At 46.5% G+C, this 16,025-nt stretch carries 12 protein-coding genes; 8 read left to right on the top strand and 4 right to left on the bottom strand.

The window, feature by feature from the left end; translation table 11 throughout:
* Positions 1-3: 3 nt before the first annotated feature.
* From aroB to B0G85_RS05545, 4 genes are read right to left on the bottom strand one after another with little or no spacing between them, the layout of a single operon-like run.
* Entirely contained in the window at positions 4-1,092 is a 1,089-nt protein-coding gene (aroB, locus tag B0G85_RS05560) for a 3-dehydroquinate synthase (protein ID WP_100379456.1), read from the bottom strand.
* A gap of 8 nt (positions 1,093-1,100) precedes the next feature.
* Entirely contained in the window at positions 1,101-1,625 is a 525-nt protein-coding gene (locus tag B0G85_RS05555; protein WP_286297220.1) for a shikimate kinase, read from the bottom strand.
* A gap of 12 nt (positions 1,626-1,637) precedes the next feature.
* Positions 1,638-2,765: a secretin GspD/PilQ domain-containing protein gene (locus B0G85_RS05550; protein WP_100379455.1), complete on the bottom strand. Its 1,128-nt coding sequence runs from the start codon at positions 2,763-2,765 to the stop codon at positions 1,638-1,640.
* A complete protein-coding gene (locus tag B0G85_RS05545; RefSeq protein WP_100379454.1) occupies positions 2,762-3,442 on the bottom strand; it encodes a hypothetical protein in 681 nt (226 codons plus the stop codon). The genes B0G85_RS05550 and B0G85_RS05545 overlap by 4 nt, the downstream gene beginning before the upstream one ends.
* Positions 3,443-3,579: 137 nt before the next feature.
* Here B0G85_RS05545 and B0G85_RS05540 point away from each other — a divergent pair, with 137 nt between their 5' ends.
* From B0G85_RS05540 to B0G85_RS05505, 8 genes are all read left to right on the top strand, one after another.
* The gene (locus tag B0G85_RS05540; protein WP_100379453.1) at positions 3,580-5,907 is read left to right on the top strand and encodes a penicillin-binding protein 1A; all 2,328 of its coding nucleotides are present in this window, start codon (positions 3,580-3,582) and stop codon (positions 5,905-5,907) included.
* A gap of 12 nt (positions 5,908-5,919) precedes the next feature.
* Positions 5,920-6,624, top strand: a complete 705-nt coding sequence (locus B0G85_RS05535) for a transposase (protein WP_100379452.1) — start codon at positions 5,920-5,922, stop codon at positions 6,622-6,624.
* A 195-nt stretch (positions 6,625-6,819) separates the two neighbouring features.
* Positions 6,820-11,565 (top strand): glutamate synthase-related protein, encoded by a 4,746-nt coding sequence (locus B0G85_RS05530; protein ID WP_100379451.1) that lies wholly within the window; start codon positions 6,820-6,822, stop codon positions 11,563-11,565.
* 52 nt (positions 11,566-11,617) lie between these two features.
* On the top strand, positions 11,618-13,081 hold the full coding sequence (locus B0G85_RS05525; protein WP_100379450.1) for a glutamate synthase subunit beta: 1,464 nt from the start codon (positions 11,618-11,620) through the stop codon (positions 13,079-13,081).
* Positions 13,082-13,091: 10 nt separating this feature from the next.
* Positions 13,092-13,946 carry an ABC transporter ATP-binding protein gene (locus B0G85_RS05520; RefSeq protein WP_100379449.1) on the top strand — a complete coding sequence of 285 codons (855 nt, stop codon included), beginning with the start codon at positions 13,092-13,094 and terminating at the stop codon, positions 13,944-13,946.
* Positions 13,943-14,740, top strand: coding sequence for a lipid asymmetry maintenance ABC transporter permease subunit MlaE (gene mlaE, locus B0G85_RS05515; protein WP_100379448.1), 798 nt, complete (start codon positions 13,943-13,945; stop codon positions 14,738-14,740). The genes B0G85_RS05520 and mlaE overlap by 4 nt, the downstream gene beginning before the upstream one ends.
* A 21-nt stretch (positions 14,741-14,761) precedes the next feature.
* Positions 14,762-15,268, top strand: a complete 507-nt coding sequence (mlaD, locus tag B0G85_RS05510; protein ID WP_100379447.1) for an outer membrane lipid asymmetry maintenance protein MlaD — start codon at positions 14,762-14,764, stop codon at positions 15,266-15,268.
* Positions 15,265-16,014 (top strand): MlaA family lipoprotein, encoded by a 750-nt coding sequence (locus B0G85_RS05505; protein WP_232725958.1) that lies wholly within the window; start codon positions 15,265-15,267, stop codon positions 16,012-16,014. Before mlaD ends, B0G85_RS05505 begins: the two co-directional genes overlap by 4 nt.
* Positions 16,015-16,025: the final 11 nt, after the last annotated feature.

The raw sequence follows: 16,025 nt of genomic DNA, 5'->3' as shown, positions 1-16,025 counted from the left end.
AAGCTAAGTAGCTCCAGCCCCAGTAGCAGTTAAGGTTTCGAGTACCTGCGCCTCTGGCGCACTCTGAATAATTGCTTTACCTATTTTCTCTAGAACCACGTAGCGAATTTGACCGCCCTCAGTTTTTTTGTCTACTTGCATGAGTTCCATGTAACGCTGTCCACCAAATTGAGGCGGCTTAATTGGTAGGTTCATAGATTCAATAATCTTGGTTAAACGGGCCACTTCAGATGGCGTGATGAAGTTCATGCGACAAGATAGGTCAGCGCCCATCACCATGCCACAGCCTACGGCTTCACCATGAAGCCATTCACCATAACCCATACCAGCCTCAATAGCGTGGCCAAAGGTATGGCCGAAATTCAGGGTGGCACGAATACCACCTTCTCGTTCATCAGCCGAAACCACTGCGGATTTGATCTCGCAAGAGCGCAGCACGGCATGTGCCATAGCTTGGGTATCACATGCTAATAAAGTTTGTGTATTGACTTCAATCCAATCTAAGAAGTCAGCATCCGCAATTGCACCATGCTTAATGACTTCGGCAAGTCCCGCGGAAAGTTCACGTGCTGGTAAGGTTTTGAGGGTATTGAGATCCGCAATCACGGCTACAGGTTGATGAAAGGCGCCAATCATGTTCTTACCAAGCGGGTGATTAATACCTGTTTTCCCGCCCACAGATGAATCCACTTGTGCCAAGAGCGTCGTTGGTACTTGAATAAAACGAATGCCTCGCATAAAGCTTGCTGCTGCAAAGCCAGTCATATCGCCGATTACGCCACCACCCAGAGCCACCAACATGGTTTGGCGATCGGCGCCAAATTGAAGTAAATCATCAAAAATGAGTTGGAGATTTTTCCAATCCTTATAGGACTCACCATCTGGCAAAACAATCGTCCTCACTGGTTTACCCAGTGTTTGTAACGTTTTGGTAAGGCGCTGTGCATATAAGGGGGCAACGGTCGTATTGCTTACTATAAAAATAGAAGTAGCTTTTGCACAAGCCTGAAAGAGTTCAGGCTGATCAATCAGATCTGTACCAATATGAATAGGATAGCTACGATTACCGAGATCAACTTCTAATGTTTTCATGGGTGGGTTCAGGCAGAAAGTTCAAGTTGCATGATGAGAGTATTCACCAGTTGATTCACACTGGGCTTACCCGTTTCAATAATGTGGTCGGCGATTTCGCGATAGAGGGGATCCCGAATGACGTATAAGTTTTCGAGAATTTTTTTGGCATCGCCATTTTTCAGTAGCGGTCTACCTTCACCGCCTCTAGTCCGATGCCAGAGCTCAACCGGACTTGCGTGAAGATAGATGACTGTGCCCCGCTCGCTCAGTAATTGACGATTTTCAGCCAATAAGATCGCACCACCACCGGTAGCCAAAATAATATTGTGTTCAGCAGTGCTATCTTTGATGGCATGGGCCTCGCGCCTACGAAAGCCCTCTTCTCCCTCCATCTCAAAGATGACCGGGATCTTTACACCACAGCGCTCTTCAATGACATGATCGGCATCTAAAAATTGGCGCCCTAATTTTTTAGCAAGCAGTTTTCCAACTGTGGATTTGCCGGCGCCCATAAGGCCAATCAGAAAAATATTGTTTGATGAAGAGTTCACCCCTCGATTTTATTAGGGTTTGTCTAAAACAGTGGGAGTTAAGAAAACTAATAATTCAGTTTTGTCTGCTAATTTGGATTTATGCCGAAATAAGTGCCCAATCAGAGGGATATCGCCCAGCAGGGGAATTTTCACCTCATCCTCTCGTTCCGTGGTTTGGAAAATCCCCCCAATGATGGCTGTACCCCCATTCTCAACCGTTACCTCAGAGCTCAAGTTCTTAGTATCGATCGCATAGCCCTGTTCGGTTTTCATACCAATCGTGTCTTTATTGATGCCCACCAGCATGGATATTTTTCCATCTGGATGAATTTTGGGTAAAACCTCCAAACGTAAATTAGCCTTACGAAACTGTAATTTACTGCCGCTTTGGCTGCTAACTTGATACGGCAATTCAGTACCTTGCTCGATAACAGCCTTGACTTGATCCCCCGTCATGATGCGGGGGTTAGACAAAATCTTGCCCTGACCATCAGATTCCAGCGCTGAGAGCTCGATTTGTAAGAGTCTTGCTGCGTTCTTAGAGATGAGGGTTGCGGCTAGAGTCGCTGGATTAAAGCCATTTAAGCCGGCTCCAGCTAAATCTACCGCGGCGCTGGCATTTTGATTGGGGTTGCTAGCATTTGCAGCTTGATACCCTAGTTTGACTCCTAGCTCTCTAGCAAAGCGCTGATCTGCCTCAACAATACGTGCCTCAATCAGAATCTGACGAGGACTATTTATATGATCCCCGCCAAATGGGAGGGCGGCGTCCTCTCGCCGAAACTTTTGGAAGCTCTGGATTTCTGCGTGAGGCCCAATCCAGTAAATACCCCCGTTTCTGACTAAGCGAAGTCCGCGGCTTGCCAGAATGGAATCCAGGGCTGTTTTCCAGGGAGTGTCACTTAAATCCACAGTAATCTTGCCTTGAATTGACTCACTCAAGATAAAGTTCGTATTGCCCACTTTAGCCAATACTTGTAAAAGTGCAGTTAGCTCTATTTGATGAAACTGTAGGCTTATAAGCCCATCCTGAGGGCCGGGTGAGGCGCTGATTTCTTGAGTGGATTGAGCAGCTAGAGGGCGTATATTGCATAAACTCAGCACAACAATAGTGATGTAAAGGATGGGTAAAAGGCGAACCTTTTTAAATGGATTCATTCTGGTTTGGACGATTGAAAAGTAATCGATTTGCCCTTGGGGTGGGTTAATATCGCCCCTTCTTTTTGGGCTTGGCTTAGACGCCAGTCACCCAAAGCAAGCCCATCCTTTGCCAGCATCACGCTGGCTTTGCCGTTGTGAAAAAAAGCCTGCTCGATACCTTTTACGCGAATTAACCCTAGGTACCTCCAGCGACGCAGATCCGCCTCATGGGGCGTGGGAAGCGTTTTGTTTTGAGCCGATGATAACGGTGCTTTTACCTCTAATAAGTGAATGCTTACTTCTAATATATCTATTTCTTCATAAAGACTCTCCAAATCATGTTCCCATTCTATTTTGGCTAAATCGAACTGTTTTTGTAAGCTTGATAATTGAATTTGTAGTGGCTCCAATTGCGCTGCAGAACTTGATTTATTGGATTCTAAAATCAGAAAGAGACCAGCTGACAGCGCCAAAAAGGCCCAGGCGTAAAGGAAAAAAGGACCGATTTTGACGTTATTTAGCGGAAGGTTTTCCAAAGAAAAGGCAGTGGATTTTGGATTTTTGGTGAACTCCTGCTGCGGTCTTGGGGCTGCTGAAGGCTTACGAATACCATGGGGATCGGGAATGGCTGGATCATCCCCTAGGTCACTCAAAATATCATCAAAGGATTGGGGAGAGATTTGGCGTGGGGGCATGCCATATTGTTTTCCTTGGGGAGGAGAAAAAGAATCAGGATATGCGTAATGGCTTGTCAGAAAATTAAACCCCAAACTTTCCTAATAGGGGTTTTGGAGTACGGTAGCAGATTAGCCAAGCACCCTATAATTTGAAAATGGCAAACCCTCCTCAAGACAAGCCACCATTGAATCGGCGATTTAGCCGACAGCCAGACCGACGCCCAACAAAACAGGTAGTTGGGCGCTCAACATCGGGAAGTAACCCATTAGTAAAAGCATTACTCATTATGGGCATGGTATTTGCAGTAGTGTGCATGCTCATGCTGGGCTACGCTTTCTTAATAGCCAAGCCTAATTTGCCTAAAATCTCAGCCTTGGTGGATTACAACCCCAAAACCCCATTGCGAATTTATACAGCCGATAAGGTACTCATAGGTGAGTTTGGGGAGGAGCGTCGTAAGGTCATTCCCCTTAATGAGATTCCGATAAAAATGCGTAATGCAGTTTTGGCTATTGAGGATGACCGTTTTTACTCGCATGGCGGAGTAGATTACGTTGGTATATTGCGAGCCACCTTAACAAACTTACGAGGCAATTTGTCTCAGGGCGCCTCTACTATCACCATGCAAGTCGCTCGTAATTTTTTCCTAAGTAATGAAAAAACGTTTAGCCGGAAAATTTACGAGGTATTGCTGGCTTGGGAGATCGAAGCCCAACTCAGTAAAGATAAGATTTTAGAAATCTACATGAATCAAATTTTCTTGGGTCAGCGAGCGTATGGTTTTTCTAGCGCAGCGCAAATTTATTTTGGTAAAGAATTAAAAGATATTTCAATTGCAGAATCTGCGATGCTGGCGGGTTTACCGAAGGCTCCCTCCGCTTATAACCCAGTGAGCAATTTCCGTCGCGCAAAAATTCGCCAAGAATATATTTTGCAGCGTATGCGCGACCTAAGCTACATAACCCCGGAGCAATATCAAATAGCCATGGCCGAAGAGTTGCACATACGCGGCCTTGGAAATGAGTTCAGTACCAGAGCTGACTTTCCATCAGAGATGGTGCGGCAATTATTGTTTACCCAATACGGTGAGGCAATCTACTCTCAGGGAATTGATGTTTACACCACTATCTTGAAGGCTGATCAAGATGCGGCTTATAAAGCAGTGCGTCGCGGTATTTTTGAATACGATCTGCGCCATGCCTACCGTGGCCCTGAGGGATTCATTGAATTACCCGAGGAAACTGTCAAGCGTCAACGCGTGATTGATGAGGCATTGCTTGCACATCCACAATTAGATGATTTGCAGTCCGGAGTTGTTCTTGATTTCAAGCCAAAAGAGATGCAAGTCATGATTGCTACTGGGGACATTATCACTCTAAAGGGAGAGGGAATGAAGTTAGCTACAGCCTCCTTGACTGATAGCGCCCAACCAAAAAAACGCTTACGTGCCGGTGCAATTATTAGACTGTTATCTGATGGCGGCGTTTGGAAGTTGGCACAACTACCTCAAGTAGAGGCAGCATTTGTGTCAATGAATGCCGAGACGGGCGCGATTCTTTCCTTAGTAGGTGGATTTGATTTTCGTCGCAATCAATTTAATCATGTAACGCAGGCGCAGCGTCAACCAGGCTCATCCTTCAAGCCATTCATTTATGCCGCTGCGATTGAAAAAGGCTTCTCACCTAGCACGATGGTCAACGATGCACCGCTGTCGATTGGAAGTATGGAGACCGGTAGTCAGGCATGGCAACCCAAAAACTATGACGGTAAGTACGATGGCATGATGCGTTTGCGTAATGCGCTAGCTAAATCTAAAAATTTAGTGTCAGTGCGAATTATTCGCGCTATTGGCCCTTCCTATGCACAGGACTACATCCAACGCTTTGGATTTGAAGCCGAGAAACACCCTCCTTACTTAACCATGGCGCTCGGTGCTGGTTCAGTAACCCCATTGCAAATGGCTTCTGCCTACAGTGTTTTTGCTAATGGAGGCTATCGAGTTGACCCTTACTTAATTAATAAGATGGTGGATTCAAAAGGGGTTGTCTTGTTCGAGGCAAAGCCAACTCAGGCAAAAGTAGATGCAACACGCGTCCTGGATGCGCGTACTGCCTTTGTTATGGATAGCTTGCTTCAAGAGGTGACCAAGACGGGTACGGCTGCTAGTGCCAGGGCGAAGTTGGGAAGAAGTGATATTGCCGGTAAAACGGGCACTACGAATGACTCTCATGACGCATGGTTCGCAGGATATAGCCCAAAGGTGGTAGCCATCGCCTGGATTGGCTTTGATAAGCCTGCTAGCTTAGGTGATCGAGAGACTGGCGGCGGTCTTGCTTTGCCTATGTGGACATCTTATATGGCGACCGCTCTACGAGACGAGCCACAACAGACGCGTGAAGTACCTGCAGGCGTTAGTCAATTGGACGGCGACTGGTTTATCCCTGAATTTTCTAATGGCAATGGGGTTCGCGAACTTCAGTAGTTCGTTAGGGTAATGGCACGACAGGCTCGTACGATCATCCCTGGCCAAGCAATGCATGTGATGGTGCTGGGAAATAATCGAGAAACAATCTTTTATAAAGATGCTGATCGTCGTATTTATTTAGACTGGTTGCGCGAAGCGGCCAAACAATTTGCTTGTTCTGTGCATGCATTTGCTTTGATGCCAAATCATGTGCATCTTTTGATAACACCTCAGCATGTTGATTCGCTTGCTAAAACGATGCAGTCTTTGGGTCGACGTTATGTTCAGTACTTTAATCAGCAGCAAGGTCGCTCTGGCACTATTTGGGAGGGGCGGTATCGATCGTCCTTGATAGACCCCGATTATTTTTTGCGATGCCAACGCTACATCGAGCTCAATCCAGTGAGATCCGGATTTGAGTCGAGTCCACAGGGATCAAGCTGGACTAGTTTTGGGTCCCATATTAGTGGGACTGCCGAAACTTGGTTGGTGGACCACGAGCATTTTTGGAGATTAGGTAATACCCCCTTTGAAAGACAAATGGCTTGGGCTACTTTTGTGAAGGAGGGTGCCCCCTACTGGGAGGATCAACAAATTACAGAAGCGCTTCTACGCTCAAAGCCCTGGATGAGGGATGTTTATGCACAAAAGCTTTTTAAGAACAATCCCGAGCAGGTTAAGATTCGTCGCCGGGGTCGCCCTAAGAAGATAACTTCAATAATTTCAATGGCTTAGAGAGGATTAGGGGGTATGAGTACACCGATTTCCTCTAGCAAGATTTTGACTCTGTCCCTTTTATAATCTAATTTTTGAGTTAAACCCATAATTAAATGGGACAGAGTTATTTTATTTCTATTGCATCAGCATGGGTATTCCCCTATATTTGATCTTCCAAAAGTAATCAAGCCATTAGAGGCGCACGGAAATATCATGACTAAGCAAATTCAATCACCACTTCGCCCCATCGCCCACGGACTTTATGATCCTCAAAATGAGCACGACGCGTGCGGCGTAGGATTTGTTGCACACATCAAAGGTAAAAAATCCCACGAGATTGTTGCTCAAGGATTGCAGATTCTGGAGAACTTAGATCACCGGGGTGCCGTGGGTGCAGATCCGTTAATGGGTGATGGTGCTGGGATACTGATTCAGACTCCAGATTTGCTGTATCGAGAAGAAATGGCGAAGCAAGGAATTGCGTTGCCACCCTTTGGTGAATATGGTGTCGGTATGATTTTCTTGCCAAAAGAGCATGCCTCACGCTTGGCTTGCGAGCAAGAATTAGAACGTACAGTACGTTTAGAGGGGCAGGTCGTGTTGGGTTGGAGAGATGTTCCAATCGACGTGAAGCTACCAATGTCACCAACAGTAAGAATGACAGAGCCATTTATTCGTCAAATTTTTATTGGGCGCGGACGCGACATCATGACTACTGATGCATTAGAGCGCAAGCTTTATGTCATTCGCAAAACTGCAAGTCATGCAATTCAGGATTTACATTTAAAGCACGGTAAAGAATATTTCGTGGCATCGATGTCAGCCCGTACTATTGTGTACAAAGGGTTGTTGTTAGCAAATCAAGTGGGTGCCTATTACCAGGACTTGAAAGATGCGCGTACGGTTTCTGCATTGGCTTTGGTGCACCAACGATTCTCAACAAATACCTTCCCAGCGTGGGAATTGGCTCACCCATATCGGATGATTGCGCATAACGGCGAGATCAATACAGTTAAAGGCAACGTGAATTGGGTTAACGCTCGCGAGGGCGCAATTAGTTCTCCAGTGCTCGGTGACGATTTGAAGAAATTGTGGCCACTCATTTATCCAGGCCAATCAGATACGGCCTGCTTTGATAACTGCTTAGAGTTGTTGGTAATGGCAGGCTATCCATTAGCCCAAGCCATGATGATGATGATTCCAGAAGCCTGGGAGCAGCATGCATTAATGGACGAAAATCGTCGTGCTTTTTATGAGTACCACGCTTCTATGATGGAGCCATGGGATGGCCCAGCAGCAATGGCATTCACGGATGGTCGTCAAATTGGTGCAACTTTAGACCGCAATGGATTGCGTCCAGCACGTTATTACGTAACGGATGATGACCTGGTCATCATGGGTTCTGAGGCTGGCGTATTACCGATTCCTGAGAGCAAGATTGTTCAAAAATGGCGCTTGCAACCAGGCAAGATGTTCATGATTGACATGGAGCAAGGACGCATCATTGATGACATCGAACTTAAAAATGCGGTGTCAAAAGCAAAGCCTTACAAGAGCTGGATTGATGCGGTACGCGTCAAGCTAGATGAAGTGGACGCAAGCAAAGCTGACTTAATTGACGAAGAAAAGACTATTCGTCCAGCGGCAAAATTATTAGATCGCCAGCAAGCTTTTGGTTACACGCAAGAGGATATTAAATATCTCATGGCGCCAATGGCAATGAATGGCGAAGAGGCAATCGGGTCGATGGGGAACGATAGTCCTTTAGCCGTTCTCTCTAGCAAGAATAAGCCCCTCTACAATTATTTTAAGCAACTATTTGCTCAGGTAACTAATCCGCCGATTGATTCGATTCGCGAAAATATGGTGATGTCTTTAGTTTCATTTATTGGGCCAAAACCCAATTTATTGGATACGAACAATATCAACCCACCAATGCGCTTAGAGGTCAGTCAGCCGATTTTAGACTTTGATGACATCACTAAGATTCGTCATATTGAACACTACACAAATGGTAAATTTAGTTCATACGAGCTAGATATTTGTTATCCGGCATCTTGGGGCAAAGAGGGTATTGAAGCGCGCCTAGCATCACTCTGTGCAGAAGCTGCTGATGCTGTGCGCTCTGGTTACAACATCCTAATTGTGAGTGATCGCCAAGTAGATGAAGCGCACGTTGCGATTCCTGCTTTGTTGGCTACCTCAGCGATTCATCAACATTTGGTTGAAAAAGGATTGCGTACTAGCGTTGGTTTAGTAGTTGAAACTGGCAGTGCACGTGAAACACACCACTTTGCGCTTTTGGCCGGCTATGGAGCAGAAGCCATTCATCCATACCTCGCCCTAGAAACACTGGCTGAAATGGCTAAAGGATTGTCAGGGGATTTATCGCCTGAAAAAGCAGTGAAGAACTTTGTTAAAGCAGTCGGTAAGGGCTTACAAAAAGTGATGTCTAAGATGGGCATCTCTACCTATATGTCTTATACCGGTTCACAAATTTTTGAAGCCATTGGTTTAAATCACGATGTCATTGATCATTACTTTAAGGGTACACCTTCTAACGTGGGTGGTATTGGTGTATTTGAGGTGGCTGAAGAAGCCCTGCGGATGCATCAATCGGCGTTTAGTGCAGACCCAGTCTTGACCAATATGTTAGAGGCTGGTGGTGAGTATGCTTTCCGTATTCGGGGTGAAGACCATATGTGGACGCCCGACACGATTGCGAAGTTACAGCACTCGACTCGTGTTGGTATTGATAAGGGCTATCAAACCTATAAAGAGTATGCAAACCTGATCAACGATCAAACCAAGCGCCAAATGACTTTACGAGGTTTATTCGAGTTCAAGCTTGATCCGGCTAAAGCAATTCCGTTGGATGAAGTGGAATCGGCAAAAGAAATCGTGAAACGTTTTGCAACCGGTGCGATGTCTTTAGGCTCGATCTCTACTGAAGCCCATGCTACTTTAGCGATTGCGATGAATCGCATTGGCGGTAAATCGAATACTGGCGAAGGTGGCGAAGATCCTAATCGTTACGTCAATGAACTGAAGGGTATTCCAATTAAAAAAGGAGAAACCTTAGCGAGTATTTTGGGTAGCGATGTTGTGGAAGCGAATATCCCTTTATTGGATGGCGATTCATTGCGCTCCAAAATTAAGCAGGTGGCTTCAGGTCGTTTCGGTGTAACAACAGAATACTTGCGTTCTGCTGATCAAATTCAGATCAAAATGGCGCAAGGTGCTAAGCCAGGCGAGGGCGGGCAATTGCCAGGTGGCAAGGTTTCTGATTACATCGGTAAACTGCGCTTTTCTGTTCCTGGTGTTGGCTTGATTTCTCCGCCACCCCACCACGATATTTACTCCATTGAAGATATTGCACAGTTAATTCATGACTTAAAGAATGTGAACCCTGCGGCTGATATTTCAGTCAAGCTGGTGTCTGAAGTCGGTGTCGGTACTATTGCAGCGGGTGTTGCTAAGGCAAAGGCTGATCACGTAGTCATTGCTGGGCATGACGGTGGTACTGGTGCTTCACCACTATCCTCCATCAAGCATGCAGGATCACCATGGGAGTTGGGTTTGGCGGAAACCCAGCAGACTTTAGTACTTAACGGTTTGCGTAGTCGTATTCGTGTTCAGGCTGATGGCCAAATGAAAACAGGGCGCGATGTCGTGATTGGCGCATTACTGGGCGCAGATGAGTTCGGTTTTGCAACTGCCCCACTGGTAGTTGAAGGTTGCATCATGATGCGTAAATGTCACCTCAATACTTGTCCAGTGGGTGTTGCCACTCAAGATCCAGAGTTGCGGAAAAAATTCTCTGGTAAGCCAGAGCACGTGGTGAACTTCTTCTTCTTTATTGCTGAAGAAGTACGCGAGATCATGGCGCAATTGGGCATTCGAAAGTTTGATGATTTGATCGGGCGAGTTGACTATTTAGATACCCGCAAAGGAATTGATAACTGGAAAACCCATGGCTTAGATTTCAGTAAGATTTTTGCTGAGCCGCAAGTTGCTATTGATGCCCCGCGTTATCAGATCCTCACTCAAGAGCATGGTTTGGGTAGTGCCCTGGATAACATTCTGATTGAGAAGAGTGAGCCTGCAATTCAACGCGGCGAGAAAGTCTCTTTCATCGTTCCAGTGAAAAATGTAAACCGCACCGTTGGTGCCATGCTGTCTGGTGAAGTAGCTCAGCGTTACGGCCATGCTGGCTTGCCTGATGACACGATTCATATTCAATTGAATGGTACTGCTGGGCAAAGCTTTGCAGCATTTTTAGCCCACGGCATCACGCTAGATTTAGTGGGTGATGGCAACGACTACGTTGGTAAAGGCTTATCTGGTGGACGTGTCATCGTGCGCGCGCCACATGAATTCCGTGGCGATACGGCAAAAAACATTATTGTGGGCAATACTGTGTTGTACGGCGCAATTGGTGGCGAGGCATTCTTTAATGGCGTAGCTGGCGAGCGTTTTGCAGTTCGTAATTCAGGGGCAACCACTGTCGTTGAGGGTACTGGCGATCACGGCTGCGAGTACATGACAGGTGGAACGGTCGTAGTTCTGGGCGCAACTGGCCGTAACTTTGCAGCCGGTATGAGTGGTGGTATTGCTTACGTGTATGACGAAGATGGTTTATTCGAAAAGCGTTGTAACACCAGTATGGCCAGCTTAGAAAAAGTGCTGTCTTCTGCTGAACAAATTGCTCAGATGCCTCAGTCGCAGTGGCACGCTCCTGTTGATGTGAAGGATGGTGGTGAGCGTTTGACGGATGAGCAAATTTTGAAAAATTTGATTGAGCGTCATTTCCGTCACACTGGTTCCGAGCGCGCTAAAGTACTGTTGGCTGATTGGGGTAATGCCCGCAGTCGCTTTGTAAAGGTACTTCCTACTGAGTACAAACGTGCTTTAGGTGAGTTGTGGGAAAAAGCGCAAAACAAAACAGTTGCTGCTTAAGTAATTCCACTAATACGTCTAGATACTAAGAAAAGATAACTAAGGATTCGATATGGGTAAAGTCACTGGATTTATGGAGTTTGAGCGCGTAGCAGAAACCTACGAAGCACCAGTTCAACGTCTTCATCATTACAAAGAGTTTGTAGTGGCATTGACAGATGCAGAAGCTAAAGTACAGGGTGCTCGTTGCATGGACTGCGGCATTCCTTTTTGTAATAGCGGTTGCCCTGTGAACAACATCATTCCAGATTTCAATGATCTGGTATTCCAAAATGATTGGAAGAATGCATTGGATGTATTGCAATCAACCAATAACTTTCCAGAGTTCACTGGCCGTATCTGTCCAGCGCCATGTGAGGCTGCGTGTACATTAGGTATTAATAGTGAAGCCGTGGGCATCAAGTCAATCGAGCATGCCATTATTGATAAAGGCTGGGAAAATGGTTGGGTTGTTCCGCAGCCACCAAAAACGAAGACCGGTAAAAAGATTGCAGTAGTCGGTGGTGGGCCTGCCGGCATGGCAACGGCACAACAATTGGCCCGCGTTGGTCACGACGTCACCGTATTTGAAAAGAATGATCGCGTTGGTGGATTGTTGCGTTATGGTATTCCAGACTTCAAAATGGAAAAATGGTTGATCGACCGTCGTGTCGAGCAGATGCAAGCTGAAGGCGTAAAGTTTGAAACAGGTGTTTTCGTAGGCAAAGAGGCCATGGGAGTTGAGGTCAAAAATTACTCAAGCAAAACAGTCTCACCTGATCAGTTGATGAAAGACTTCGATGCTGTCGTCATTACCGGTGGTGCTGAGCAGCCCCGCGACCTTCCTGTTCCAGGCCGTGAATTAGCTGGTGTGCACTATGCCTTGGAGTTCTTAATTCCGCAGAATAAAGAGAACGCCGGCGACTTTAAGAACGAGATTCGGGCAACTGGCAAGCATGTTGTCGTCATCGGTGGCGGAGATACTGGTTCTGACTGCGTGGGAACTTCCAACCGTCATGGCGCAGCACAGATTACCCAGTTTGAATTATTGCCACAGCCTCCTGAAGTAGAAAATAAGCCATTAGTGTGGCCCTATTGGCCAACCAAGTTGCGCACTTCCTCTTCCCATGAAGAGGGTTGTGATCGTGATTGGTCCGTCGGAACCAAGCGTTTTGAAGGAAAAGACGGCAAGTTGGAGAAGCTGATTGGCGTTCGTTTGGAGTGGAAAGACGGAAAGATGTCAGAAGTGCCAAACTCTGAATTTGAGATTAAAGCGGATCTAGTGTTACTGGCCATGGGTTTTGTATCTCCTGCACAACAAGTCTTGAATGCCTTTGGCGTTGAAAAAGATGCCCGCGGTAACGCAAAAGCGACGGTTGATGGTCAAAATGCCTATCAAACCAATGTCCCTAAGGTATTTGCTGCTGGCGACATGCGTCGTGGTCAATCCTTAGTAGTTTGGGCTATTCGTGAAGGTCGTCAGTGCGCCCAAGCAGTAGATGAGTATTTAATGGGGTCTTCCGTTCTGCCGCGATAATGTGAGGGATATGAACCGCGATACGTCGAACTCAGTGAATACCCAGCAAGATTTTTCTGGTGAGATTGTTGTATCGATTGAGAATGTGAACTTTGCTTATGAGCTGGGTGGGAGACAAATCCTATCTGGGCTCAATATGGAGTTCCGTCGCGGACAAGTAGTTGCGGTGATGGGGGGTTCGGGGTGCGGTAAGACCACTATCTTGCGCCTGATTGGTGGGCAGTTCGCAGCTCAGTCAGGCCAAGTGTTATTCGAAGGCGCTGATATTGGCAAAATGAACTCTGCTGAACTCATGGCGGCACGCCGTCGTATGGGCATGCTTTTCCAGTTTGGCGCACTGTTTACCGACCTTAGTGTTTTAGAGAACGTTGCTTTTCCATTACGTGAACATACTGATTTGACTGAAGACTTGTTGCGTTCTTTAGTTTTAATGAAATTAAATGCTGTGGGTTTACGGGGTGCGCGGGATTTAATGCCTTCGCAAATTTCGGGTGGCATGGCGCGTCGTGTAGCTTTAGCAAGGGCCATTGCATTGGATCCGCCTCTGATTATGTATGACGAGCCCTTTGCAGGATTAGATCCGATCTCATTGGGTATTACGGCTCGCTTGATCCGTGACTTAAATAGTGCCTTAGGAGCAACCAGCCTTTTGGTTACTCACGATGTTGAGGAAACTTTTGAAATTGCGGATTACGTGTATTTCATTGCCAACGGTCGGATTGGTGCACAAGGTACACCAGAAGAATTGAGCCGCTCAACGGATCCCTTTGTCCGTCAGTTTTTAGATGCGTCACCAGATGGCCCTGTGCCATTTCATTACCCAGGGCAAACGCTTGAGGAAGATTTTGGGGTGAAAGCACAATGAATATTCTTTACAAATCCATTAATCTCCTAGGGGATCTAGGGTTTTTTGTACGCCACAATCTCGCAAGCCTTGGCCTTGCTGCACGCATGTTTGCGGCAGTGATCATGCGCTCTGGATTTTTATTAAAAAGACCTCGCTTGGTATGTGATCAGATTTTATTCGTTGGTAATCACTCTTTTGTAATCATTGCCGTATCTGGCTTATTCGTTGGCTTTGTGCTGGGCTTGCAGGGTTATTACACTTTAAACCGCTATGGCTCAGAGCAGGCATTAGGTTTATTGGTTGCACTTTCACTGACCCGTGAACTAGGCCCTGTTATTACTGCCTTGTTGTTTGCTGGTAGAGCCGGCACCTCACTGACAGCAGAGATCGGCTTGATGAAAGCCGGTGAGCAGTTAAGTGCTATGGAAATGATGGCTGTTGATCCGCTTAGTCGTGTGATCGCCCCACGGCTTTGGGCGGGTATTATTGCGATGCCTATTTTGGCAACGATTTTTACTGCAGTAGGTGTGATGGGCGGTTACTTTGTAGGAGTTCCGCTAATTGGTGTGGACTCTGGGGCGTTTTGGTCGCAGATGCAAGGGGGCGTTGATCTTTTCTCGGATATAGGTAATGGCCTAATCAAGAGTGTGGTGTTTGGTGTAGCCGTCACTTTCATTGCACTTTACCAAGGTTACGAATCAAAGCCCACGCCCGAAGGCGTCTCACAGGCGACTACCCGTACGGTGGTGATCTCCTCTTTATCGGTTTTAGCGTTAGATTTTTTACTAACGGCCATGATGTTCTCGAATTAGAAAGTACGAACTAGGACTCTTATGAGAAAAAGTGCAATTGATGTTTGGGTCGGAATTTTTGTAGCAATTGGTTTGCTAGCTGCTTTATTTTTAGCCCTAAAGGTCGGCAATATGAATGCCGTTTCCTTTGCGCCAACCTATAAAATTTCTGCGCGATTTGACAATATTGGCGGACTCAAGCCACGTGCGCCAGTCAAGAGTGCTGGAGTGGTGGTTGGGCGGATTGCCAATATTTCTTTTGATGACAAAACGTATCAGGCGACTGTGTTGATGACTATCGAAGAGGGCTACAAGTTCCCGAAAGACTCAGCCGCGAAGATTTTGACTTCCGGCTTATTGGGCGAGCAATATATTGGTTTGGATGCTGGTGGCTCGGATGACATGCTAGCCTCCGGCGACAGAATTACGCAAACTCAGTCTGCCATTGTTTTAGAAAGCCTCATCAGTCAATTCTTATATAACAAGGCTGCTGATAGCGGCCAAGATAAAGCACAAGACAAGGCACAAGACAAGGGCGCAGCAAAATGATGCCATTACTGAAGAGGCTTAGGCGCTTAGTATTGCTTGGCCTAGTATCGGTAATTGTAGGGTGCGCATCTATTCCTGCTGGCGTTGAGCGCTCTCCCGCAGATCCTTGGGAGCCATTTAACCGATCTGTTTTTGAGTTTAACGAGGGCTTGGATGCCTATGTACTGAAGCCAGTGGTAACCGGATATCGCTTTGTATTGCCCGAGTTTATTCGTGACGGGGTTTACAACTTTTTTAGCAACTACAGTGATATTTACACCGCATTGCAAAACTTACTGCAAGGTAAGCCAGCCGATGCATTTACAGACCTCATGCGGGTTGTTGTGAACACCACAATGGGTTTAGGTGGATTGATTGATTTAGCAACGCCAGGTGGTTTACCAAAACATAAAGAAGATTGGGGTCAAACCTTTGGCGTATGGGGCGTTCCAGCGGGGCCTTATGTGGTGTTGCCATTCTTTGGACCTAGTAGTGTGCGCGATACCTTTGGTACGGGTGCTGATCTGGAGTCAGATTACTTATTTAAGTATGTAAAAGATATTGGCTTGCGTAACAGCATTACCGGTCTGCGCGTAGTCAATGGACGCAATACCTATTACGAGGCTGGTGACTTGCTCGATGGTGCGGCAATTGATAAATATAGCTTTGTGCGTGATGCGTATATTCAGCGGCGTGAGTATCAGATCAATGAGGGGCGCGATGATGAAGAGCCCTTAGTGCGGCCTTATCAAAATCCCTATGAATGATAGGCATCGTC

Source organism: Polynucleobacter brandtiae (assembly GCF_002797575.1).
In the GTDB taxonomy this organism is placed as follows: Bacteria; Pseudomonadota; Gammaproteobacteria; order Burkholderiales; family Burkholderiaceae; genus Polynucleobacter; species Polynucleobacter brandtiae.
The sequence above is the reverse complement of the archived record's forward strand: the minus strand, read 5'-3'. Positions and strand labels throughout refer to the sequence as shown.